A 21,347-nucleotide genomic window follows, 5' to 3' on the forward strand; every position below is an offset into this window, starting at 1 on the left:
ATTAGGACGAGAACAATGGCTCGCGAATATCCCCTCGACCGCTACCGTAACTTCGGGATCATGGCGCATATCGATGCAGGTAAAACTACCTGTTCCGAGCGCATCCTGTTTTACACCGGTAAGTCGCACAACATCGGCGAAGTTCACGACGGCGCTGCGACCATGGATCACATGGAGCAGGAGCAGGAACGTGGCATCACCATCACTTCGGCTGCGACCACCACTTTCTGGGAGCGCACTGAAGACGGTGATACCCCGGATTCTGAAAAGCACCGGATGAACATCATCGACACCCCCGGCCACGTTGACTTCACGATTGAAGTTGAACGTTCGCTGGCGGTTCTCGATGGTGCTGTTGCACTGCTCGACGCCAACGCTGGTGTCGAACCTCAGACCGAAACCGTGTGGCGTCAGGCTGACCGCTACAAGGTTCCGCGTATCGTGTTCGTCAACAAGATGGACAAGATCGGCGCCGATTTCAACAATTGCGTTGAAATGATCGCCGACCGCACCGGTGCCCGGCCGATGCCAATTCAGTGCCCGATCGGCGCTGAGACAGAACTTGAAGGCTTGGTTGACCTGGTCACCATGCAAGAATGGGTCTGGGAAGGCGAAGATCTGGGCGCGTCCTGGGAGCTGCGCGATATTCGCGAATCTCTCAAGGATCAGTGCGAACTGATGCGTGCAGATATGATCGAATTGGCCGTCGAAATGGACGACGACGCCATGGAGGCCTATCTCGACGGTGAAGAGCCATCGGTTGAGGTACTGCGCTCGCTGATCCGCAAGGGTACGCTGGCCATGTCATTCGTGCCGGTTCTGTGTGGTTCTGCGTTCAAAAACAAAGGTGTTCAGCCTCTGTTGAACGCTGTGATCGACTATCTGCCAAGCCCGATGGACGTTGTTGATTACATGGGCTTCCTGCCCGGTGATGAAGACGAAGTGCGTAACATTGCACGTCGTGCAGACGACGACATGCCGTTTTCTGGTCTGGCGTTCAAGATCTGGAATGACCCCTTTGTGGGCTCGCTGACCTTTACCCGTATTTACTCCGGTAAATTGGAAAAGGGCGACTCGTTCCTGAACTCGACCAAAGGCAAAAAAGAGCGCGTTGGCCGCATGATGATCATGCACTCCAACGACCGTGATGAAATCAGCGAAGCATTCGCCGGTGACATTATCGCTCTGGGCGGACTGAAAGACACCACAACTGGTGACACTCTTTGCGCGATCAACGCTCCGGTTATCCTGGAAACAATGAACTTCCCCGATCCTGTGATCGAGATTGCCGTTGAACCCAAGACCAAGGGCGACCAGGAAAAGATGTCGATGGGCCTTCAGCGTCTGTCAGCAGAAGATCCTTCCTTCCGTGTTGAAACCGATTTTGAATCGGGTCAGACCATCATGAAGGGCATGGGCGAACTTCACCTGGATATCCTGGTGGACCGTCTGCGTCGTGAATTTGGTGTTGATGCCAACATTGGTGCGCCTCAGGTTGCTTACCGCGAGACCATTGGTCACGAAGTCGAGCACACCTACACCCACAAGAAACAGTCGGGTGGTTCGGGTCAGTACGCCGAAGTTAAGATGCTGATCACACCGACGGAGCCGGGCGAAGGATTTTCGTTCGAATCCAAGATTGTTGGTGGTTCGGTGCCCAAGGAATACATCCCTGGTGTTGAAAAAGGCATCAAGTCCGTCATGGATAGCGGCCCTCTGGCTGGCTTCCCTGTGATCGACTTCAAAGTGATGTTGCTCGACGGTAAGTTCCACGATGTTGACTCCAGCATTCTGGCCTTTGAAATCGCAGGCCGTATGTGCATGCGTGAAGGCATGCGTCTGGCTGGCGCCAAGATGTTGGAACCGATCATGAAAGTCGAAGTGATCACCCCGGAAGACTATACCGGCGGTATCATCGGCGATCTGACGTCGCGTCGTGGTCAGGTGACCGGTCAAGAGGCACGTGGCAATGCAATCGCGATTGATTGTTTTGTGCCGCTGGCCAACATGTTCGGCTACATCAACACGCTGCGTTCGATGAGCTCAGGCCGCGCCAACTTCTCGATGCAGTTTGATCACTATGATCCGGTTCCGAATGCGATCTCGGAAGAGATCCAGGCGAAATTCGCTTAAGCATCAGATATTTAGCGGGTGCGCGATCGGCGCGCGCCCGCCTCAAACAAATAGGAGGCCATCATGGCTAAGGAAAAGTTCGAACGTAACAAACCACACGTCAACATCGGCACCATCGGCCACGTTGACCACGGCAAAACCACGCTGACCGCAGCGATCACCAAATATTTTGGTGACTTCAGAGCCTATGACGAGATCGACGGCGCACCGGAAGAAAAAGCCCGTGGCATCACCATCTCGACCGCCCACGTCGAGTATGAAACCGACGCCCGTCACTATGCTCACGTTGACTGCCCCGGCCACGCCGACTACGTCAAGAACATGATCACCGGTGCGGCTCAGATGGATGGCGCCATCCTGGTGGTGAACGCGGCTGACGGCCCGATGCCACAGACTCGTGAGCACATCCTGCTGGGTCGCCAGGTTGGCATTCCCTACATGGTTGTCTACATGAACAAGGTCGATCAGGTCGACGACGAAGAACTGCTGGAACTGGTGGAAATGGAAATCCGCGAGCTGCTGTCTTCCTATGAGTACCCTGGCGACGACATCCCGGTAATCCCTGGTTCGGCTCTGGCCGCCATGGAAGGTCGCGACAATGAAATCGGCGAAGATTCGATCCGCAAGCTGATGGCTGCGGTTGACGAATACATCCCGACTCCTGAGCGCGCCATCGACCAGCCGTTCCTGATGCCGGTGGAAGACGTGTTCTCGATCTCCGGTCGTGGCACTGTTGTGACTGGCCGTATCGAGCGTGGCGTCATCAACGTTGGCGACGAAATTGAAATCGTTGGCATCCGCGACAACAAGAAAACCACCTGTACCGGTGTTGAAATGTTCCGCAAGCTGCTGGACCGTGGTGAGGCTGGCGACAATGTTGGCGTATTGCTGCGCGGTGTTGACCGGGACGGCGTTGAGCGCGGTCAGGTTCTGTGTAAGCCTAAGTCGGTTCTGCCACACACCAAGTTCGAAGCTGAGGCCTATATCCTGAACAAGGAAGAAGGCGGTCGTCACACCCCGTTCTTCGCCAACTACCGTCCTCAGTTCTACTTCCGGACTACAGACGTTACTGGTACCGTTGTTCTGCCCGAGGGCACAGAAATGGTAATGCCAGGCGACAACCTGAAGTTCAACGTTGAGCTGATCGCCCCCATCGCCATGGAAACCGGCCTGCGCTTCGCCATCCGCGAAGGCGGCCGTACCGTCGGCGCTGGTGTTGTGTCCAAAATCATCGAGTAATCACAGCGGTGCTGTGAGGGTGGCGACAGGCCATCGGCGTTCCGGCGCGGATGGCCCGAGAGCCCCTGATGTGAGATAATAGAAAGGCCGCTCAGTTGAGCGGCCTTTTTGTTTGCCGTTGATGATTTTTAGATGCGCATCTACCCAGTGTCGAAGATCGCCGGGTCATTTGCTGTAGGGTGCGTGCTCGCACGCACAACTGGCCAAGATTAACAAAGGGCGGCCCTTATTTGAGACTTCGGCGCACACTGGCGCTGGCTTTTTGTGGGGGGCGGTTAGGGCGCGATCAAATCCGCGATCTCCGAGGCTTTTGCATATCCGCGATCAGCCTGTGAGGTCGCTTTTTGGATGGCGCCATAAACCTGATAATCCGCTGCATATAGCTTTTTCACCCGCAATTTCAGAGCTTCGGGCACCCTGCTCGAGTAATCTTGATGCGAGGTTCGCTTCATGCGGTGCGACAGTGGACCATCCATAAACCCGAGGTCCCTGAGGTCGCTTTCAAGATCCGCCAGATGTTCGAAGGCATAGCACCGCTGAACACCTAGGCGAGCGTTGGAGAAAATAAATGCCGTTTGGGGGAACAGATGCCTTTTTGCGCCGCTGACGCTCGGCTTGAGACTTCGGTCGCGGAACCAGCTGTAGGCAAAACCCTTGAACGGGTTAGAAAATGCCGCACAGCTCCGGCTCAGTTTTTCTGTCTCAACGATGATTTGCTCCAGCATGGCATGCAGATCTTCTTCGGTGCCTTCGAAATCCTTGAACCGGCTTACTTTCCAGAAAAGATGAGAGATTAGGCGATCAAGCGGATGCCGCAGGATTGCAAATGTCAGGCCGGCCTTGTCCCAAGTCGGGCCATATTTTTGTTCAATCTCGCGAAATGTCAGATGTTGCAGCCCGCCTCCGAAAAGCTGTTGCTTGTCGATGACCGTCGCCGTTGGTGCGATACCGATTTCTGGATATCGATCGGCAATGCCAAGCGAATATGCGAGAGACGTGCCCCCGCATTTTGGGATATGGATGTAGCCAACACCAGGTTTGTCACTGTATATTTTTATTGGCATTGTTACCCTTTCTCAATATGCCCAGATGCGCCGGAAATTGTCAGTGGACTATAATTTTGCATCGTGATTGTCTAGGAGTTTCCGCTTGACATAAGTGGTCAACCGGCTATCGCCCGGCTTGTCAATGCGGCGATCCATACAGGTAATATTGAAATGTTCGACTATTGCGACAGGACCATACACACGCTGTGGTTACAGGGCGAAGACAGCGCGCCGGCGTTGGTCCAGCTCAACTTTTCTCGACTGCGCGGCCTGAACCCGGACTATAAGGTGATCGTGCATGACCGCGACAGTGTTAAGCAGGTTCTTGGCGCTACTCAGATTGTATTGCCAGACAACATCACGCCCCAGGCTGTGTCCGATATTTTTCGGATCACGCTATTGTCCCAGCACGGAGGAATCTGGACGGATGCGACGGTTTTTCCGGTTCGGCGGCTGGCTGACTGGCTGGAACCGATCATGGAAAAGACGGATTTTTTTGCATTTTCCTACAGGGACGATAAACGCCGTCCCTTGGCTTCGTGGTTTCTCGCTGCCAAAAAGAACAGTGCAATCGTCCAGGCCTGGAACAGAGAGACGGTGAAGTTTTGGCACCAGAACCTTTCGCCGGTCAGTGCCGAGGTTGAGGCCGAAACCAGAAACGGGGACCCCTTCGGGTTCATGTGCTTGGGACGCGATGAAGGCTGCTCGCAATACCCGTATTTCTGGTTTCACTATCTGTTCGGATATCTGGTCAAATCCGACGAAGATCTTGCTGCACTGTGGTTTGAGGCTCCTCATATGGATGCAACAGCCGCACATGCAGTTCAGCGTTTCGAACGGCGCTGGCAAAAGAACTTTTCCAAATTGCCATTTGATACGCAACCGGTTCAGCAGTTGCTCTTTTCTCGGCATAGAAAAAGTATTCAAAAGCGGATGCATGTATCAACCGTGCAAAAGTTAAACTGGCGAGTGCACTATGATCTCGACTTGTTGAAAAGGTGATGAGCAAAACTGAAAGCCGGATGCTTTAGATCTTCCCCCTTGCCACATGCCGCCAACAGGCGTATAGCGCGCAAGTTCGCTTCATGTGAATAACCCGTCGGCAGGATTCTCTCCTGCCGTTTGGGTTTGAAGAGGGCCGGCGGAATGAGCCACTGGTCGTCCTATCAACTCCTTAGCCTCGAAAGGCTATAGATAATGCAAAGCCAAAATATCCGTATTCGGCTCAAGGCATTTGACTATCGTGTACTGGATGCCAGCACACAAGAGATCGTCAATACTGCCAAGCGGACCGGCGCCTCAGTCCGTGGCCCGATCCCGCTGCCGAACAAAATCGAGAAGTTCACCGTTCTGCGTGGACCTCACGTTGACAAAAAGTCCCGCGACCAGTTTGAGATCCGTACTCACAAGCGTCTGCTCGACATCATTGATCCGACCCCCCAGACCGTGGACGCGCTGATGAAGCTCGACCTCGCCGCTGGTGTGGACGTCGAAATCAAGCTTCAGTCCTAAGATCGGAGGGTAAAACATATGCGCTCTGGTATTATCGCTAAAAAAGTCGGCATGACCCGGCTGTTCATGGAAGACGGCAAGCAGATCCCTGTGACCGTTCTTCAACTGGAAAACCTGCAGGTTGTTGCGCAGCGTACTGACGCGAAGGACGGCTATACCGCTGTTCAGCTCGGCGCTGGCAAAGCCAAGGTGAAACGCACGTCGCAAGCCATGCGTGGTCACTTTGCTGCTGCTAATGTTGAACCCAAGCGCAAAGTCGCTGAGTTCCGCGTTTCCGCTGATGCCCTGATCGAAGTCGGTGCCGAAATCTCGGCCGAGCACTATCTGGAAGGTCAGAAAGTGGACGTGTCCGGCACATCGATTGGTAAAGGTTTCCAGGGTGCTATGAAGCGCTGGAACTTTAAAGGTCTGCGCGCCACACACGGTGTGTCGATCTCGCACCGTTCGCACGGCTCAACAGGTCAGTGTCAGGATCCCGGTAAGGTTTTCAAAGGCAAGAAAATGGCCGGTCACATGGGTGCTGCCCGTGTTACCACTCAGAACCTGGAAGTTGTCAAAACTGACGCCGACCGTGGTCTGGTCTTCATCAAAGGCGCCGTTCCTGGCTCCAAAGGTGGTTGGGTCACTGTCAAAGATTCTGTCAAGAAGAAGGCCCCTGAGGGTCTGCCTTTCCCAGCAGGTCTGAAATCGGCAGTTGCCGAAGCTCCAGCAGAATCCGTTTCTGCGGAAGGTGGTGAAGCATGAAACTTGATGTAATCAATCTGGACGGCAGCACTGCCGGCGACATCGAGCTGGATGCAGCCCTGTTCGGTCTCGAAGCACGCGCGGACATTCTGCACCGTGTGGTTCGCTGGCAGCGTAACAACGCGCAGGCCGGTACCCACAAGGTAAAGACCCGCTCGGAAGTGAACTACTCGACCAAGAAGATCTATCGTCAGAAAGGTACCGGCGGCGCACGTCACGGTGCACGTTCTGCTCCGATCTTCCGCGGTGGTGGTGTTTACAAAGGTCCAGTTGTCCGTTCACACGGCCACGATCTGACCAAGAAGTTCCGCAAGCTGGGTCTGCGCCACGCACTGTCCGCCAAAATGGCAGCCGGTGAGCTGGTTGTGATCGAGAACGCCGACACCGAAGGCAAGACTGCCGCTCTGGCCAAACAGGTTGCAAACCTGGGCTGGAAACGCGCTCTGATCATCGATGGCGTGACCGTCAACGCAGGCTTCCTGAAGGCCGCCAAAAACATCGAAGGTCTGGATATCCTGCCGTCGATGGGCGCAAACGTCTATGATATCCTCAAGCGTGACACCCTGGTGATCACCAAAGCGGGTCTCGAAGCATTGGAGGCTCGCCTGAAATGAGCACTAAAGCCGAATACTACGACGTAATCCGTAAGCCGATCATCACTGAAAAAGCCACCATGGCGTCCGAAAATGGCGCGGTTGTTTTTGAAGTTGCGATCGACAGCAATAAACCAACCATCAAAGCCGCCGTTGAGGCGCTGTTTGGTGTGAAGGTTAAAGCCGTGAATACCATGATCACCAAAGGTAAGGTGAAACGGTTCCGCGGTGGGCTGGGCAAGCGTAAAGACGTCAAAAAGGCCTATGTGACCCTCGAAGAGGGCAACACAATCGACGTGTCCACCGGACTCTAAGATTAGCCTGATGAATTGAGAAAGGCCCTCGCTGCAAAGCGGGGGCCTTTTTCGTTGCAGGTGTGATCAAGGTTACATACTGATCGCTGAGTTTACTGTATGGTGGATTTCTCGCATAGGTGGAGTTGAGCCCACTTGCTTGTGTCCAACCTTGCGTGTAAACATTTTGCACAGATGTTTTTCATCTGGATTTGGAGGGTAGTATGACTATTGAATTCCACGCTCCCAAGGCATTAGGCGCTTCAAAAGCCGGTGTTGAAAAATTTGCGGAAGAGCTTGCATTGAAGATTGGCTTTTCGGCCGGCGATAGCATTGAGGAGTTGGTTCAAAGGATTGGTGGTAAGCTGGTTGTTGGATCAAGTGGGCACGGTGACGAAGAGAGCGGATCGATTGTAGCTCGAAATGTAAATGAGTTCGAAATATTTGTTTCGAGGCATACTTCTCTAAAAAGAGACCGTTTTACAATTGCGCACGAACTGGGGCATCTCTTGCTTCATTTCGGAGCGATTAAGAAGCAAGACGAAGGCGCAGTAATGCGTGCAACAAGGTATGTGGATCAGAGCGATCAGGATCAGCAGAGGGCCGAGTGGGAAGCGAACTGGTTCGCGGCTGCATTCTTGATGCCTTCGGATGAATTTGCTGAGGCATTTACGGAGGGTGGTGTCCACACTGCCGCCCAAAGGTGTGGTGTAAGTCTGCAGGCTGCGAAAATTCGTGCAGAAAATCTAAACATTTCTTAATCAGGCTCGTAAATGACAGAACTTCATGCACCCAATTACCGGGTAAGGCTTTTTTTGTCCGTCGATCTTACAGGATCCACTGCATTCAAGTCAAAGAATACCAGTTTTGAGTGGTTGAAGGCCTTCCAGCATTTTTACGGGGAGTTTCCGCGGCTCTACTCGTCTGAATTTGATGAAGTGTGCTCTTCGATCGAAGGTATTGGGGGAAATGAGCGTAGTGCACCCCCCAAAATCTGGAAAACGATTGGTGATGAAATTTTGTTCGTCAATCGGGTGCTCAGTATTACCCATCTAGGTGCGTACGTCACGGCATTTTCCAAGAGTCTTCATAAGTTTGGTGAACTGGTTCAAGCTTATGATGGGTTGAACACAAAGGGTAATGGCTGGATCGCGGCATTTCCTAGTCCAAATTGTAGTATTGGGATCGGTGACGGCGGGGATGCTGACCCGATGTCGGGGGGGAATGAGCTATCAACTGAAGAATTTGAAAGCATCGTTGATGAAGAGCCCAAGAAATTTGATTTTCTAGGCAAGGGAATCGATGGCGGATTTCGGATTTCGAGAAACTCGACGGTGAACACTTTCACTATCTCACCAGCACTTGCGTTTCTGCTGACGAAGGCAAAAACCAATCCTGATGCTACCAAGTTTGACGCGGATTTTAGATTTCACGAGACCCAGTCCTTCAAGGGGGTGGTGAATGGAAGGCCTTATCCAATCATTTCGATTGATACCATTCGAGATGAAGAGGAGCGTGAACTTCACCGCCTAGAGGCGAAGCTTCTGCAAAGGCCAAGTGTTGTAGCTGATTGTGTCGAGCTCAAAGACTACTTGGACAAGTATATAAAATTAAACAAAATTGAGAAACCAGTCCTCAAGCTGACGCATGGTGTCGAGGACCAGGTTCCTCCTGAGCACTACCAGAGCTATGTTAAAGAATGGGAAGCTGAAAGAAAGAAGAGCAAAGGTGATGACGCTTCCTTCAATGAAGATGGAAACCCTGACTTGGACTCTATAATCCCTTCAGTGGAGGAGGCGGTCGGTGGCATTGTTAATGACCACTGAGTTAACGATCCAACTGAAAAAGAGGCTCTCGACACCCTCCTCATTCCCTGTTACGCCGCACCAATCATACAGCCTCGGATTCGTTCCGGGGCTGGTGATTTTTGGATGGGGACCTTCGGGGCCTTATATCGATGGCCACCTCAGTAGTTGGGTTTCTGATGGAACTTCACGAGCAGGGGGCTGAACATAGTCCAGGATGCCGGGTAAACTCGGTGCCTGGGCGCTGCTAAACGGAAGACAGAAAGCATGGCACTCAAGTCGTATAAACCGACGACGCCGGGCCAGCGTGGGCTGGTTCTGATCGACCGTTCGGAGCTTTGGAAAGGTCGCCCGGTTAAATCTCTCACTGAGGGTTTATCCAAAACAGGCGGCCGGAACAACACCGGACGGATTACCTCGCGCCGCCGTGGTGGCGGGGCAAAGCGCCTCTACCGGATCGTTGACTTTAAGCGTAACAAATTTGATGTTGCGGCGACCGTCGAGCGGATCGAATATGACCCGAACCGGACCGCATTCATCGCGCTGATCAAATATGAAGATGGCGAACAGAACTATATCCTTGCTCCACAGCGTCTTGCTGTTGGTGATAAGGTTATCGCCTCTGCTAAGGCCGACATCAAGCCGGGCAACACAATGCCATTCTCGGGCATGCCAATCGGTACCATCATTCACAACATCGAAATGAAGCCAGGCAAAGGCGGCCAGATCGCCCGTGCAGCTGGTACATATGCTCAGTTCGTTGGTCGTGACGGTGGCTACGCTCAGATCCGTTTGTCCTCGGGCGAACTGCGTCTGGTGCGTCAGGAATGTCTGGCAACAGTTGGTGCGGTGTCGAACCCCGACAACTCGAACCAGAACTTTGGTAAAGCTGGCCGTATGCGTCACAAGGGCGTTCGTCCCTCTGTGCGTGGTGTGGTTATGAACCCGGTCGACCACCCACACGGTGGTGGTGAAGGCCGGACATCGGGTGGTCGTCACCCAGTTACCCCTTGGGGTAAGCCTACCAAAGGTGCTCGGACCCGTAACAAGAACAAAGCGTCAAGCAAGCTGATCATCCGCTCGCGTCACGCCAAGAAGAAGGGACGTTAATTCATGTCTCGCTCTGTATGGAAAGGCCCTTTTGTAGACGCTTATGTTCTCAAAAAGGCCGAAGCTGCTCGTGAATCGGGCCGCAAAGAAGTGATCAAGATCTGGTCGCGCCGTTCCACCATTCTGCCCCAGTTCGTGGGTCTGACCTTTGGTGTTTACAACGGTCGCAAGCATATCACAGTCAACGTCTCGGAAGACATGATTGGTCAAAAGTTTGGTGAATATTCGCCAACTCGCACCTATCACGGTCACGCTGCTGACAAAAAAGCGAAGCGGAAATAAGTCATGGGTAAGGAAAAAAACCCCCGCCGCGTGGCAGACAACGAAGCAATGGCAAAACTGCGCATGCTTCGTACCAGCCCCCAGAAATTGAACCTGGTCGCTGGTCTGATCCGTGGCAAGAAAGTTGATCGCGCACTGACCGATCTGACTTTCTCGAACAAGCGTGTTGCTCAGGACGTGAAAAAATGTCTTCAGTCGGCGATTGCCAATGCTGAGAACAACCACAACCTGGACGTGGACGAGCTGATCGTCGCCGAGGCCTATGTGGGCAAAAACATGACCCTGAAGCGCGGACGTCCGCGGGCTCGTGGTCGTTTTGGCAAGATCTTGAAGCCGTTTGCTGAGATCACCATTTTGGTGCGTCAAGTTGAGGAGCAGTCCTAATGGGTAATAAAGTCAATCCAATTGGCATGCGCCTCCAGGTCAACCGTACCTGGGACAGCCGCTGGTACGCTGACACCAAAGATTTTGGTAATCTTCTGCTGGAAGACATCAAAATCCGCGAGTTCGTCAAGACCGAGTGCAAGCAGGCTGGTATCTCGCGTATCATCATCGAGCGTCCGCACAAAAAGTGCCGGGTGACGATCCACACCGCCCGTCCTGGTGTGATCATTGGCAAAAAAGGCGCAGACATCGAAACTCTGCGCAAGAAAATTGCCACGATGACCGATAGCGAACTGCACCTGAACATCGTTGAGGTTCGCAAGCCGGAGCTCGACGCTGCGCTGGTCGGTGAGTCGATCGCACAGCAGCTGGAGCGCCGGGTGTCTTTCCGTCGCGCCATGAAGCGGTCGGTCCAGAACGCAATGCGCATGGGCGCCTTGGGTATCCGGATCAACCTCGCTGGCCGTTTGGGTGGTGCTGAAATCGCGCGTACCGAATGGTACCGTGAGGGCCGCGTGCCGCTGCACACACTGCGTGCGGACATCGATTACGCACATGTCGAAGCAATGACTGCTTATGGTATCATCGGGATCAAGACTTGGATCTTCAAAGGTGAAATCATGGAGCACGACCCGCAGGCACGTGACCGTAAAGCACAGGAACTCCAGGACGGCCCAGCACCTCGCGGTGCAGGCGGTCGTCGCTAAGGGGGACATGACAAATGCTTCAACCAAAGCGTACTAAATTCCGCAAGATGCACAAAGGCCGGATCAAGGGAGACGCCAAAGGCGGCTCTGATCTGAATTTTGGCACTTACGGACTGAAAGCACTCCAGCCTGAGCGTGTGACTGCGCGTCAAATCGAAGCGGCTCGCCGCGCGATGACTCGCCACATGAAGCGCCAGGGCCGTGTCTGGATCCGGATCTTCCCGGATACTCCGGTTACGTCCAAGCCTACCGAAGTCCGTATGGGTAAAGGTAAAGGTTCGGTGGATTTCTGGGCAGCCAAGGTCAAGCCTGGCCGTGTATTGTTCGAGATCGACGGCGTCGATGATGACGTCGCCCGCGAGGCCCTGCGCCTGGCTGCGATGAAGCTGCCGATCAAGACACGCATCGTGCTTCGCGAAGACTGGTAAATTAAGTTCCTTTTTCTGAGGGATGCAAGGCCCCCGCTGGTATCACCGGCGGGGGCTTTTTCTATTGCTGTGCGGTCCGTTTAGCGCAATCTAAGAGAGCTTTAACCATCAGTAATATTACCTAAACGAGCGCGTTGAGCCAACATGCCGCAGCTGGAAATTGATCGGATTGGGCAGCACTGAACGGGATATTAAGTAAGTCGTGGGCATACTTCCGCAGAGTAAACCTGGAAGAGGACCTATGACGTGACCGATAAAAACAACCCTGCGCTCAGGCGCTTTTCACTTTCAAACCTCAAGACTAAATCCAAGGTCATATCGGTTGCATTGTTCCCCTTGTTGCTGATCGTCGCGGTCGGGGGCGTTACCATGTTCAACCTGAACCGGATGGAGGAGTCCGCCGGTTGGGTTGATCACACCCAGAATGTTCTGGGAGAGGCGCGGTCTATTGTTGCCTCGGCTGTTGATATGGAAACCGGCCTGCGCGGATATCTTCTTGCCGGCAAGGACGCGTTTCTTGCCCCCTATGAGGGCGGCCAGGCCAAGGCCTATCAAACCCTTGTAGATCTGCGCGAAACTGTCAGTGACAACCCACGACAGGTAGCGCGGCTGCAAGAGGCGGAGCAGGCCCTCCGAGGTTGGCAAACCGACGTTGCCGAACAGGCAATTGCGCTGCGCCGTGAAATTGGCGACGCCTTGACCATGAACGACATGGCCGCCGAGGTGAGAAAAGCCAAGGGTAAGGTGTTCTTTGACCAGTTCAGAGCCGAAATTGCCGACTTCGTTGCGGCTGAACAGGCGCTGCTGGAGATCCGGAAAGAAAAAATCAACAGCATCATCGAAAGCCCTTTCGTCAATCCAGTGGCAATTGCCGACGGTATGGAGCGGGTGGAGCACACCTATGTCGTGATCGATACGGCCAAGGATCTTCTGGCAGCAGCCGTGGATATGGAAACCGGTATGCGTGGGTTCCTGCTGTCCGGTGATGTTGTGTTTTTGAAGCCATACCACGAAGGTTTCACTATGATGCAAATTCTTGTGGCTGAGCTTTCTGAAACAGTCAGTGACAACCCCGAGCAGGTAGCGCGGGTCGTCAGTGCGGGCGACATCATTACCGAATGGCGCGCAACGATCGTTGAGCCGACACTGGACATGAGACGCCAGATTGGCAGCGCTGAAACCATGGATGACATGGCTGACCTGGTCGGCCAGGGCCGCGGCAAGACATATTTTGACGGCTTCCGTGCCATCATGGCAGATTTTCAGGCTGAAGAGCAGGCCCTGATGGACACCCGCCGGGCCTCGAGCGAACAGGTCTCGGCGATGACCAAGACCATGATCCCCAGCGCAATTGCAGTTTCCATCGTGATCGGTGCCGGTTTGGCCTGGTTCATTGGCTCAAGCATTGCCAATGCGGTGCGGACAATCACCGCCTCCATGCGTGGTCTGGCAGATGGCAATAATGCTGTGGACATCAAAGGTCAGGAGCGGGGCGATGAAATCGGCGAAATGGCCCGTGCCCTTGAGGTGTTCCGCGATGCGCTGGTGGATATGCAGGATCAGGAAAAGCTAAAAGCCGAAGGGCGCGATGCCGAGTTGAGCGCCATGGTGAAAGAGCTTAGCCACCGTCTGGCATTGCTGTCGCAGGGTGATTTGTCGGTGCAGATCCACGAAAATTTCCCCGAAGGCTATGAGCAGTTGCGGCAGGATTTCAATGCGACGGTCTCTAACTTGAGCGGCATCGTGGAGCAGGTTGTCGAAACTTCGGGCAGTATTCGCAATGGTGCCGATGAAATCAGCCAGGCCTCCGAGGATCTGTCGAATCGTACCGAAAGCCAGGCCGCGACGCTGGAAGAAACGGCTGCGGCGCTGGACGAATTGACCGCCTCGGTTAAATCTGCGGCCGAGGGTGCCCGCAGTGTGGAGAACACCATGGGCGAAGCCGGCGACGAGGCAAAGCGCAGTGGTCAGGTGGTGCAAGATGCAGTGGCCGCCATGAGCGAGATCGAACAGTCTTCCCGCCATATCTCGCAGATCATTTCGGTGATTGACGACATCTCCTTCCAGACCAACCTGCTGGCGTTGAATGCCGGGGTCGAAGCGGCCCGCGCAGGTGAAGCCGGACGGGGTTTTGCGGTGGTGGCAAGTGAAGTGCGGGCTCTGGCGCAGCGCTCTTCAGATGCGGCGATGGAGATCAAAACTCTGATCAGTGATAGCTCCAAACAGGTTTCCGGTGGGGTCAAATTGGTTGGCAATGCCGGTGTTGCCCTGGAAAGCATCGTTGGCCAGGTGAGCCATATCTCGATACTGGTTTCGGAAATAGCCGAGGGCGCTGCCGAGCAGTCAACCGGCCTCTTCGAGATCAATACAGGCATGACGCAATTGGATCAGGTGACGCAGCAGAACGCCGCCATGGTCGAAGAGGCCTCCGCCGCGAGCCACTTGCTGAAGTCTGATGCCGCAAAACTGACTGAGTTGATGTCTCACTTCAAGATTGGCCAAGGCAGAGCAGCGGCGCCCGGTTTCAGTGCCCCAGCAGCACCTACCGCGCATGGCACCGATGACTGGTCGCTGGACGCCGAGGCGATGACGCCAGTGGCGGCGACCGGCACCGACGGCAAGGCGCTTTGGCAGGACTTCTAACCCGTCCCTCTCCGGTGGCCCTCTCAAGCAGAGGGCCACCGGAGCTATTTTTTGCGGGCCGGTCAGGCAACGCGACCTCTCGCCCTGCGGGTCGGACTGGGGTATGACCGCCGCATGTCACAAATTGAATCGCTTTTCGCCACCCGCCTGTACCGCGCCGCCCTGTCCGAACACGGACCCAAAATCGACGCGGATGAACTTGAAACCTCCTGTATTGTCATCGCCAATGATGACGAGGCCGGCCAGGACTGGTGCGAGGACAACGCCTATCCCGGCTATACCTCCTACGCCTCGCTGAGCGATCTGCCCTGGCGCTTTCCGATCTTTGCTGATCTGGTCAAGGTGCTGGATCTGCATGTGGCTGAATTTGCCAAAGATCTGGAATTTGATCTGGATGGCAAGGCGCTGACGCTCGAGGATCTGTGGATCAATATCCTGCCCGAAGGCGGTATGCACGCCAGCCACATCCACCCGCACTCCGTCATCAGCGGCACCACTTATGTGGCGATGCCCAAAGATACCAGCGCCCTGAAACTGGAAGATCCTCGATCCGCGATGATGATGGCCTCGCCGATCCGCACCAAAGATGCCCGCCGCGAGTTGAAACCGTTCATCTACATGAAGCCGGACGTTGGCGATGTGCTGCTCTGGGAAAGCTGGCTGCGCCACGAGGTGCCGATGAACATGTCCGAAGACGACCGGATCTCGGTGAGTTTTAATTATCGGTGGGAGTGAGCAATCTCCCTACGAACGGGCGGTTCCCAATGCCACCTAGCGAAACACGAGGGCAGCGCCCGACCCTCCCGTTGGGAGGATCGGGCGCTGCCCGGGCTTTCAGCCCGAGCCGAGGACCGATTCGGGCGCAGATTTCCATGAAACCATTCCGATCCCGAAGCTCGAGTTTCAAAATTGACTAGAAAACCGTCTCAAGGACATTTTCGGCGCCATTGACAAGGTCCTCTAGCTCATCCTTTGTCGGTTCTTTTGTCTTTGCGTGATCGCAAGGGTCTCGAATAACTGCGAGGTGTTGATTGAAGCGCCATTGTGGGATGGAAATTATGCCGTTGTCTCTAAGTCGCTGGTTCAGATCAGTAACTCCCGGTCTTTTTTTCAGATACTATTGTTGGGCGCGCCACAGGCATGAGAGAAGTGCTTCTCAATCAAAACGCCACAAATCGCTCCTGCGGCTCGGACAGGGGTGGTCGCGGGATTTCGGACCAGTAACTAAGATGGATCACCTTGTGAAAGAGATGATCCCAAATGACCAAGAAAAAGATCTACTCATCCCGCTGCCCGGCAGTCGTTCGCTTGCAGACGGTGAGTATCCGTATTGGTCAAGTCCGTGTTTCAGTCCATTTCCGACCGTCACGCAATAAAACATTCGCCATGACCACGAGCTTGCGCATGATCGCTGTGATAGCCAGTCTCTTACATTTTCCGTTAGCAATCAGCTGATGGTATTTGGCCTTCATATCCGGATTGAAACGGGTGGCGACAACGGCAGCTAAATAGATCGCCCTTCGCAAACTGGCGCGCCCGGCCTGGATACGCTCTTTGCCCCTCTATTTGCCCCTTGGCTGGCAGGTGATGCTTGCATCAGTGAAAAGCGGATTGGCGGGAAATCGGTGTCAGGCCCGCTAAACTCGCAGCCTGCGTTCCGCTGAATGTGCCAAGCTCCGGCATTTCAGGCAGCATTGCATACGCGGTTATCCGTTGCCTGGCAGGGCAATGAAAACTCCCGAGAGCGGGCAATGCTGTGGATGCTGATGAGAGTGTCGGCCTTTTGGGGGAGTGACTTCAAGCCCGCCTTGGTGTTGACGAATTGTTTGTGCTGGCTCTTCGAGAGTCAAAATTCGTCCAGCGTATTTTTAAAAACCCCTCTCGGTGCATGCTCTGCATACACCTTCCGGTCAGCAATCGATTCCGCCTCTCGGCGATGCTGCGCATCGTCTGCCGATCAATGGATGGTATCATTCATGCGTCTTTCCTTGCCTCGTTTTGTCATGCGGGCCCAAAGCCCATGTATCCGTTCATCCCTCTCGCGGTTTGCCAGGCCAACCTCTGCCGGGCAGCGGTCGAAAGAAAAGACGGGGGCGACCATGCTCAGCGACGGTCCACAAGGACCAAGAGGGGAGCGGTCCGACCCCCGCAACTGCCCGTCAGAAATGACGTGCCGGGCAGTGGCCACAGCTTCACATGAGAGCCGGGGTAAGCATAAGACAAGAGGGGAGGATCGGCCAATTGGTGCGTCTCGGAGTGTAAGTACCTCTGTCAGCCGACGGGTGGCGTGCGATTTTTTCGAACGAAACTGGAACAGCAAAGCATCCGGGGGGCGGCTGGCCCGGGACGGCTGGCCTGGGATGAAGGCTTGGGGGTGCCAAGCAAGGCGTGATCCATTGAAGGCGCCATTGGTTCGCGCCCAATGGCGAACGGCAGATGTGCATTGAAAGAAGCCACCCGAAGGTCAGTCTGCGGCGGCAATGCAGGCTGTTGTTGCTGGCACGGTCAATCCTATATTTCGGCCCAAATGGCGAGAGTGCTGAGAACCTGCGGTTCATGGAAATCATCCATTGCCCGGCAGGGGCATGCAACGCCTGCTGCCAGGAGGGGGCAAACAGTTCCTGGAAACGTCATTGTACGGGTCACGTCTCCAACTGTCAGTTCCGGTTGAATACTCCCCAAACGTGCTCCTTTAAAATCCCCCGGTTTCGAGCGCCGTTTGGAAACCCCGCCGGGCCGCTAGGCGCAGATGGATTTTGCCGGGTTTCAAACCCTGTTCACGCCCTCTCGGCTGCCAGGCCATGGATGAGCCTGGTGTCCTTTGCAGAGTTTGGCTGCTTTTTATGGTATTGGCTCATAGCCGTCTCTCATTGATCGCTGTGCGATCAACGGCCGGGCAGTGGGCAACCAGATGATGAAACGGATGACATTCTATACCACCGAACGCCGGTATTTGACCCATGGGATATTAACGTCGAACGGTTGGAGACCTAGCGGATCCCGGAAACACTCTGGAGGAGCCGTTTCAGGCGCCGCCCGGGCGCTCGGTTGTGCCAGAACAAAACATAATTTTGCTCGCCAGGTGTTGCGTGTTTTTTTATTACGTACATTTCCTTGGGTTGCAATTTTTCTGCTCCAGGTACAAGTTCTTCTCAATTGTGGTATTGTATCGGGTGAATTTTGAAAGTTATAGCTTTAGATCAGAATATGTGGATTGATATCCTAAACGCGATCCTAGAGCCGCAACGCTATCAGGCAAACTTTGCCGTGTTTGAGAGGCTAGTGGCACTAGTCAGCGAAGGCCAAGTAGTAGTGCCAGTCTTCTATTCCTCAATTTTTGAGACATACAAAATGAAAAATGCGGACCGGCGAGAAGCACTTTCTCGCGTGCTCGCAACAATTTCACTTGGACGGGTGATGGTCTCCCCCCAAACCCGCCGCAAAGTCGAAATGCGCAAAGTCCTGTATTCCAAGCTAGGCTTTTCTTTATCGCCGGACAGACCGATGTGGTTTTTGACCGACCGTTTTTGGGAAGCCGCAGGTGAAGCGGGTGATTTTCCGGTGTCGACAGAGATGCTAGATGTCATTTCTCAGCAACCATCAGAGGCTCTGTTCTCCTTTTTGAACATTGGCGACGAGGATTTTAGGAATGCCGCAGTTGATCGATACAACGAAAAGAGCCGTGAGCTTCTTTGCCAGATCCAAGCTCGGAGAGAGCGTCTTTTGAGTGTGACAAAATCTATGCGCCGTAGGACGTTGAGTGCTTTGACGCTGCTCGATACGCAGGATGATTTGCTTGGGGAGGCGGCTGCAATCGGCCTCACGAAAAAAGACCTATTGAACCATGGGGGCGCCTTCATGAAGGATTTCGTGCTCAAGGTCCCATGTTCGCACATTTCTGTTGAGCTTGGATTGAAACTGGAAGCCGAAAGCGCTCTGCTCTCGACGCATGATTTCCACGATGTAAATTTTATGTCTGCAGCTCTGCCCTATGCGGACATTGTTGTAACTGAGAAGCCGTTCGCAAATAGGGCGCGACAGGCAGGGTTGGAAAAGATGTACCCGGCCAAAATAGTCACGTCTCTCCCGCCGCTCCTCGATTTAATCTAATCAGCCTTGTTGAGCGCAAAGCCCCCAACCTTTCCCTTGCCCCCATACCCGCACTCCCCTATAGGAACCCATCGCCGACCCCTATTTCGCAAGGAATCAGGGCAGGTGATTCTTTTCTGCATTTCGGTGCAGGTGACATAACCCACCAGATGCAAGGTTACCCGCTAGGGGCCTTCTGGTGCATTGGAAAGGACTTCGGCTATGAATGCCAAGGATCTTCGCGAAAAATCCGCGGATGAACTCCGCGATGAACTCGCAAACCTGAAGAAAGAGAGCTTTAACCTGCGCTTTCAACAGGCCACCGGTCAGCTGGAAAACACATCAGGCATCAAAGCGGCTCGCCGCGGTGCTGCCCGTGTAAAGACCATTCTGAACCAAAAAGCTGCAGCTGCAGCTGAATAAGGAGCGACACGATGCCCAAACGTATTTTGACTGGCGTTGTGACCAGCGACGCCAATGCCCAGACCATAACAGTCTCGGTTGAACGCCGCTTCACGCACCCTGTTCTGAAGAAGACCATCCGTAAGTCCAAGAAGTATCGGGCCCACGATGAGAAGAACGTTTTCAAGGTTGGCGATTCCGTACGCATCATCGAATGCGCGCCAAAATCGAAGACGAAACGCTGGGAAGTTCTGGGAGCTTAAGAGCCTCAAGAACCCTTAACCGACAGACATCCCAGTTTGTCGAAACCCTGGAAGCACCATGGCACGCATCGCCAGTTTCCATAGGTCGGGAGAAACCAAATGATCCAGATGCAAACTAACCTGGATGTTGCTGATAACTCAGGCGCTCGCCGAGTACAGTGCATCAAGGTTCTGGGTGGCTCTAAGCGTAGATACGCATCCGTGGGCGACATCATTGTCGTCTCGGTTAAAGAAGCCATCCCACGTGGTCGCGTTAAGAAAGGTGATGTCCGCAAGGCCGTTGTCGTTCGCACCGCCAAAGAAGTTCGCCGCGCAGACGGTACTGCTATCCGCTTTGATAGCAACGCTGCTGTGATCCTGAACAACGCCAATGAGCCAGTAGGTACTCGTATTTTTGGCCCAGTTGTTCGTGAGCTGCGTGCCAAGAACTTCATGAAAATCATCTCGCTTGCTCCGGAGGTGCTGTAACAATGGCTGCTAAACTCCGCAAAGGCGATAAGGTCATCGTTCTGGCTGGCAAAGATAAGGGCAAAGAAGGCGTTATCGCTTCCGTTGACCCCACTGCTGGCAAAGCTATCGTTGACGGCGTCAATGTTGCCATCCGCGCAACACGTCAGACACAGACCGAGCAGGGCGGGCGTCTGCCCAAAGCTCTGCCAATCCAGCTGTCGAACCTGGCACTGCTGGACGCAAACGGCAAAGCAACTCGCGTTGGCTTCCGCATGGAAGGCGACAAGAAAGTCCGCTTTGCAAAAACCACAGGGGACGTGATCGATGCTTGATACTGCTGCTTACACCCCGCGCCTGAAGACCTTTTACAAAGAGAGCGTTCGCGCCACTCTGAAAGAGGAATTCGGCTTTAAGAACGAAATGATGATCCCCAAGCTGGATAAGATCGTTCTGAACATTGGCTGCGGTCGTGCCGCTGTCCGTGACAGCAAGAAGGCAAAATCGGCTCAGGCTGATCTGTCGCTGATTGCTGGCCAGAAAGCTCTGACCACTATCGCCAAGACTTCCATTGCTGGCTTCCGCGTTCGCGAAGGCATGCCAATGGGCGCCAAAGTGACCCTGCGCGGCGACCGGATGTATGAATTCCTGGACCGTCTGATCACCATCGCAATGCCTCGTATCCGTGACTTTCGCGGCGTATCGGGCAAATCTTTTGACGGTCGTGGCAACTACGCCATGGGCCTGAAAGAGCACCTCGTGTTCCCAGAAATCGATTTTGATAAAATCGACGAAAACTGGGGCATGGATATTGTGATCGCTACGACCGCGGATAACGACGCGGAAGCCAAGGCGCTGTTGAAAGCTCTCAACATGCCCTTCAATTCGTAAGCGCGGGAAGGAATAGACATGGCTAAGAAAAGCATGATCGAACGCGAGAAAAAGCGGGAGCGTCTGGTGGCTAAATTTGCCACAAAACGCGCTGCGCTGAAAGAGATCGCGAGTGACCAAACCCGTCCAATGGAAGAGCGCTTTGCTGCGGTTCTGAAATTGGCGAAACTGCCGCGCAATAGCTCGGCTACACGTTTGCACAACCGTTGCCAGCTGACCGGCCGTCCGCACGCTTACTATCGTAAGTTCAAGATTAGTCGGATCGCGCTGCGGGACCTTGGCTCAGCTGGCCAGATCCCCGGCATGGTGAAATCGAGCTGGTAAGGGAGAGACAGA

Annotated in this window: 25 protein-coding genes; 23 read left to right on the forward strand and 2 right to left on the reverse strand. The window is 54.2% G+C overall.

The genetic code is table 11. The annotated features are described in order from the left end of the window. Nucleotides 1–15: 15 nt before the first annotated feature. Both fusA and tuf read left to right on the forward strand, forming a co-directional pair. On the forward strand, nucleotides 16–2,133 hold the full coding sequence (gene fusA, locus QPJ95_RS10200; protein WP_270920931.1) for an elongation factor G: 2,118 nt from the start codon (nucleotides 16–18) through the stop codon (nucleotides 2,131–2,133). A 63-nt stretch (nucleotides 2,134–2,196) separates the two neighbouring features. Further along, the gene (gene tuf / locus QPJ95_RS10205; RefSeq protein WP_286018247.1) at nucleotides 2,197–3,372 is read left to right on the forward strand and encodes an elongation factor Tu; all 1,176 of its coding nucleotides are present in this window, start codon (nucleotides 2,197–2,199) and stop codon (nucleotides 3,370–3,372) included. A 275-nt stretch (nucleotides 3,373–3,647) separates the two neighbouring features. Here tuf and QPJ95_RS10210 read toward each other — a convergent pair whose 3' ends face one another. Continuing rightward, complete coding sequence (locus QPJ95_RS10210) at nucleotides 3,648–4,436, reverse strand: sulfotransferase family 2 domain-containing protein (protein WP_270919997.1); 789 nt, start codon at nucleotides 4,434–4,436, stop codon at nucleotides 3,648–3,650. Between the two features lie 153 nt (nucleotides 4,437–4,589). Between QPJ95_RS10210 and QPJ95_RS10215 the strand changes: the two genes are divergently transcribed. The 14 genes from QPJ95_RS10215 (at nucleotide 4,590) to QPJ95_RS10280 (ending at nucleotide 15,654) form a co-directional block, all read left to right on the forward strand. Then, entirely contained in the window at nucleotides 4,590–5,420 is an 831-nt protein-coding gene (locus QPJ95_RS10215) for a capsular polysaccharide synthesis protein (RefSeq protein WP_270919998.1), read from the forward strand. Nucleotides 5,421–5,615: 195 nt separating this feature from the next. Then, nucleotides 5,616–5,930: a 30S ribosomal protein S10 gene (gene rpsJ, locus QPJ95_RS10220; protein WP_270919999.1), complete on the forward strand. Its 315-nt coding sequence runs from the start codon at nucleotides 5,616–5,618 to the stop codon at nucleotides 5,928–5,930. A gap of 18 nt (nucleotides 5,931–5,948) precedes the next feature. Then, nucleotides 5,949–6,674 (forward strand): 50S ribosomal protein L3, encoded by a 726-nt coding sequence (gene rplC, locus QPJ95_RS10225; protein ID WP_270920000.1) that lies wholly within the window; start codon nucleotides 5,949–5,951, stop codon nucleotides 6,672–6,674. After that, nucleotides 6,671–7,288: a 50S ribosomal protein L4 gene (rplD, locus tag QPJ95_RS10230; RefSeq protein ID WP_270920001.1), complete on the forward strand. Its 618-nt coding sequence runs from the start codon at nucleotides 6,671–6,673 to the stop codon at nucleotides 7,286–7,288. Before rplC ends, rplD begins: the two co-directional genes overlap by 4 nt. After that, nucleotides 7,285–7,581: a 50S ribosomal protein L23 gene (locus QPJ95_RS10235; protein WP_270920002.1), complete on the forward strand. Its 297-nt coding sequence runs from the start codon at nucleotides 7,285–7,287 to the stop codon at nucleotides 7,579–7,581. Before rplD ends, QPJ95_RS10235 begins: the two co-directional genes overlap by 4 nt. 203 nt (nucleotides 7,582–7,784) lie before the next feature. Beyond that, nucleotides 7,785–8,321 (forward strand): ImmA/IrrE family metallo-endopeptidase, encoded by a 537-nt coding sequence (locus QPJ95_RS10240; protein ID WP_270920003.1) that lies wholly within the window; start codon nucleotides 7,785–7,787, stop codon nucleotides 8,319–8,321. Between the two features lie 12 nt (nucleotides 8,322–8,333). Then, on the forward strand, nucleotides 8,334–9,386 hold the full coding sequence (locus QPJ95_RS10245; protein ID WP_270920004.1) for a hypothetical protein: 1,053 nt from the start codon (nucleotides 8,334–8,336) through the stop codon (nucleotides 9,384–9,386). 246 nt (nucleotides 9,387–9,632) lie between these two features. After that, nucleotides 9,633–10,475 carry a 50S ribosomal protein L2 gene (rplB, locus tag QPJ95_RS10250; protein ID WP_270920005.1) on the forward strand — a complete coding sequence of 281 codons (843 nt, stop codon included), beginning with the start codon at nucleotides 9,633–9,635 and terminating at the stop codon, nucleotides 10,473–10,475. A 3-nt stretch (nucleotides 10,476–10,478) separates the two neighbouring features. Continuing rightward, nucleotides 10,479–10,757: a 30S ribosomal protein S19 gene (rpsS, locus tag QPJ95_RS10255; protein WP_270920006.1), complete on the forward strand. Its 279-nt coding sequence runs from the start codon at nucleotides 10,479–10,481 to the stop codon at nucleotides 10,755–10,757. 3 nt (nucleotides 10,758–10,760) lie between these two features. Then, on the forward strand, nucleotides 10,761–11,141 hold the full coding sequence (gene rplV, locus QPJ95_RS10260) for a 50S ribosomal protein L22 (RefSeq protein WP_127747105.1): 381 nt from the start codon (nucleotides 10,761–10,763) through the stop codon (nucleotides 11,139–11,141). Continuing rightward, on the forward strand, nucleotides 11,141–11,848 hold the full coding sequence (rpsC, locus tag QPJ95_RS10265) for a 30S ribosomal protein S3 (RefSeq protein WP_270920007.1): 708 nt from the start codon (nucleotides 11,141–11,143) through the stop codon (nucleotides 11,846–11,848). The genes rplV and rpsC overlap by 1 nt, the downstream gene beginning before the upstream one ends. 14 nt (nucleotides 11,849–11,862) lie before the next feature. Beyond that, nucleotides 11,863–12,276 (forward strand): 50S ribosomal protein L16, encoded by a 414-nt coding sequence (gene rplP / locus QPJ95_RS10270; RefSeq protein WP_270920008.1) that lies wholly within the window; start codon nucleotides 11,863–11,865, stop codon nucleotides 12,274–12,276. 246 nt (nucleotides 12,277–12,522) lie between these two features. Then, nucleotides 12,523–14,919 (forward strand): methyl-accepting chemotaxis protein, encoded by a 2,397-nt coding sequence (locus QPJ95_RS10275; RefSeq protein ID WP_270920009.1) that lies wholly within the window; start codon nucleotides 12,523–12,525, stop codon nucleotides 14,917–14,919. A 114-nt stretch (nucleotides 14,920–15,033) separates the two neighbouring features. After that, entirely contained in the window at nucleotides 15,034–15,654 is a 621-nt protein-coding gene (locus QPJ95_RS10280; protein WP_270920010.1) for a 2OG-Fe(II) oxygenase family protein, read from the forward strand. Nucleotides 15,655–16,253: 599 nt separating this feature from the next. Here QPJ95_RS10280 and QPJ95_RS10285 read toward each other — a convergent pair. Continuing rightward, the gene (locus tag QPJ95_RS10285) at nucleotides 16,254–16,445 is read right to left on the reverse strand and encodes a hypothetical protein (RefSeq protein WP_270920011.1); all 192 of its coding nucleotides are present in this window, start codon (nucleotides 16,443–16,445) and stop codon (nucleotides 16,254–16,256) included. 1,681 nt (nucleotides 16,446–18,126) lie between these two features. Here QPJ95_RS10285 and QPJ95_RS10295 point away from each other — a divergent pair. The 7 genes from QPJ95_RS10295 to rpsN all read left to right on the forward strand — a co-directional run bounded on the left by QPJ95_RS10295 (nucleotide 18,127) and on the right by rpsN (nucleotide 21,335). Continuing rightward, nucleotides 18,127–19,029: a hypothetical protein gene (locus QPJ95_RS10295; RefSeq protein ID WP_270920012.1), complete on the forward strand. Its 903-nt coding sequence runs from the start codon at nucleotides 18,127–18,129 to the stop codon at nucleotides 19,027–19,029. Between the two features lie 201 nt (nucleotides 19,030–19,230). Then, nucleotides 19,231–19,431, forward strand: coding sequence for a 50S ribosomal protein L29 (gene rpmC, locus QPJ95_RS10300; protein ID WP_270920013.1), 201 nt, complete (start codon nucleotides 19,231–19,233; stop codon nucleotides 19,429–19,431). A gap of 11 nt (nucleotides 19,432–19,442) precedes the next feature. Beyond that, complete coding sequence (rpsQ, locus tag QPJ95_RS10305; protein WP_270920014.1) at nucleotides 19,443–19,673, forward strand: 30S ribosomal protein S17; 231 nt, start codon at nucleotides 19,443–19,445, stop codon at nucleotides 19,671–19,673. Nucleotides 19,674–19,772: 99 nt separating this feature from the next. After that, nucleotides 19,773–20,141, forward strand: coding sequence for a 50S ribosomal protein L14 (gene rplN, locus QPJ95_RS10310; protein WP_270920015.1), 369 nt, complete (start codon nucleotides 19,773–19,775; stop codon nucleotides 20,139–20,141). A 2-nt stretch (nucleotides 20,142–20,143) separates the two neighbouring features. Then, nucleotides 20,144–20,455 carry a 50S ribosomal protein L24 gene (rplX, locus tag QPJ95_RS10315; RefSeq protein ID WP_270920016.1) on the forward strand — a complete coding sequence of 104 codons (312 nt, stop codon included), beginning with the start codon at nucleotides 20,144–20,146 and terminating at the stop codon, nucleotides 20,453–20,455. Beyond that, nucleotides 20,448–21,011 carry a 50S ribosomal protein L5 gene (gene rplE, locus QPJ95_RS10320; RefSeq protein ID WP_270920017.1) on the forward strand — a complete coding sequence of 188 codons (564 nt, stop codon included), beginning with the start codon at nucleotides 20,448–20,450 and terminating at the stop codon, nucleotides 21,009–21,011. The genes rplX and rplE overlap by 8 nt, the downstream gene beginning before the upstream one ends. An 18-nt stretch (nucleotides 21,012–21,029) precedes the next feature. Continuing rightward, nucleotides 21,030–21,335: a 30S ribosomal protein S14 gene (gene rpsN / locus QPJ95_RS10325; protein WP_270920018.1), complete on the forward strand. Its 306-nt coding sequence runs from the start codon at nucleotides 21,030–21,032 to the stop codon at nucleotides 21,333–21,335. Nucleotides 21,336–21,347 lie beyond the last annotated feature (12 nt).

The sequence above is a fragment of the Parasedimentitalea psychrophila genome (genome assembly GCF_030285785.1).
GTDB classification, from domain to species: Bacteria; Pseudomonadota; Alphaproteobacteria; order Rhodobacterales; family Rhodobacteraceae; genus Parasedimentitalea; species Parasedimentitalea psychrophila.

Bases quoted from the DNA above. Each gene is read 5' to 3' on its own strand.
- fusA (WP_270920931.1), top strand. From the start codon at position 16: ATGGCTCGCGAATATCCCCTCGACCGCTACCGTAACTTCGGGATCATG.
- tuf (WP_286018247.1), top strand. From the start codon at position 2,197: ATGGCTAAGGAAAAGTTCGAACGTAACAAACCACACGTCAACATCGGC.
- QPJ95_RS10210 (WP_270919997.1), bottom strand. From the start codon at position 4,436: ATGCCAATAAAAATATACAGTGACAAACCTGGTGTTGGCTACATCCAT.
- QPJ95_RS10215 (WP_270919998.1), top strand. From the start codon at position 4,590: ATGTTCGACTATTGCGACAGGACCATACACACGCTGTGGTTACAGGGC.
- rpsJ (WP_270919999.1), top strand. From the start codon at position 5,616: ATGCAAAGCCAAAATATCCGTATTCGGCTCAAGGCATTTGACTATCGT.
- rplC (WP_270920000.1), top strand. From the start codon at position 5,949: ATGCGCTCTGGTATTATCGCTAAAAAAGTCGGCATGACCCGGCTGTTC.
- rplD (WP_270920001.1), top strand. From the start codon at position 6,671: ATGAAACTTGATGTAATCAATCTGGACGGCAGCACTGCCGGCGACATC.
- QPJ95_RS10235 (WP_270920002.1), top strand. From the start codon at position 7,285: ATGAGCACTAAAGCCGAATACTACGACGTAATCCGTAAGCCGATCATC.
- QPJ95_RS10240 (WP_270920003.1), top strand. From the start codon at position 7,785: ATGACTATTGAATTCCACGCTCCCAAGGCATTAGGCGCTTCAAAAGCC.
- QPJ95_RS10245 (WP_270920004.1), top strand. From the start codon at position 8,334: ATGACAGAACTTCATGCACCCAATTACCGGGTAAGGCTTTTTTTGTCC.
- rplB (WP_270920005.1), top strand. From the start codon at position 9,633: ATGGCACTCAAGTCGTATAAACCGACGACGCCGGGCCAGCGTGGGCTG.
- rpsS (WP_270920006.1), top strand. From the start codon at position 10,479: ATGTCTCGCTCTGTATGGAAAGGCCCTTTTGTAGACGCTTATGTTCTC.
- rplV (WP_127747105.1), top strand. From the start codon at position 10,761: ATGGGTAAGGAAAAAAACCCCCGCCGCGTGGCAGACAACGAAGCAATG.
- rpsC (WP_270920007.1), top strand. From the start codon at position 11,141: ATGGGTAATAAAGTCAATCCAATTGGCATGCGCCTCCAGGTCAACCGT.
- rplP (WP_270920008.1), top strand. From the start codon at position 11,863: ATGCTTCAACCAAAGCGTACTAAATTCCGCAAGATGCACAAAGGCCGG.
- QPJ95_RS10280 (WP_270920010.1), top strand. From the start codon at position 15,034: ATGTCACAAATTGAATCGCTTTTCGCCACCCGCCTGTACCGCGCCGCC.
- QPJ95_RS10295 (WP_270920012.1), top strand. From the start codon at position 18,127: ATGTGGATTGATATCCTAAACGCGATCCTAGAGCCGCAACGCTATCAG.
- rpmC (WP_270920013.1), top strand. From the start codon at position 19,231: ATGAATGCCAAGGATCTTCGCGAAAAATCCGCGGATGAACTCCGCGAT.
- rpsQ (WP_270920014.1), top strand. From the start codon at position 19,443: ATGCCCAAACGTATTTTGACTGGCGTTGTGACCAGCGACGCCAATGCC.
- rplN (WP_270920015.1), top strand. From the start codon at position 19,773: ATGATCCAGATGCAAACTAACCTGGATGTTGCTGATAACTCAGGCGCT.
- rplX (WP_270920016.1), top strand. From the start codon at position 20,144: ATGGCTGCTAAACTCCGCAAAGGCGATAAGGTCATCGTTCTGGCTGGC.
- rplE (WP_270920017.1), top strand. From the start codon at position 20,448: ATGCTTGATACTGCTGCTTACACCCCGCGCCTGAAGACCTTTTACAAA.
- rpsN (WP_270920018.1), top strand. From the start codon at position 21,030: ATGGCTAAGAAAAGCATGATCGAACGCGAGAAAAAGCGGGAGCGTCTG.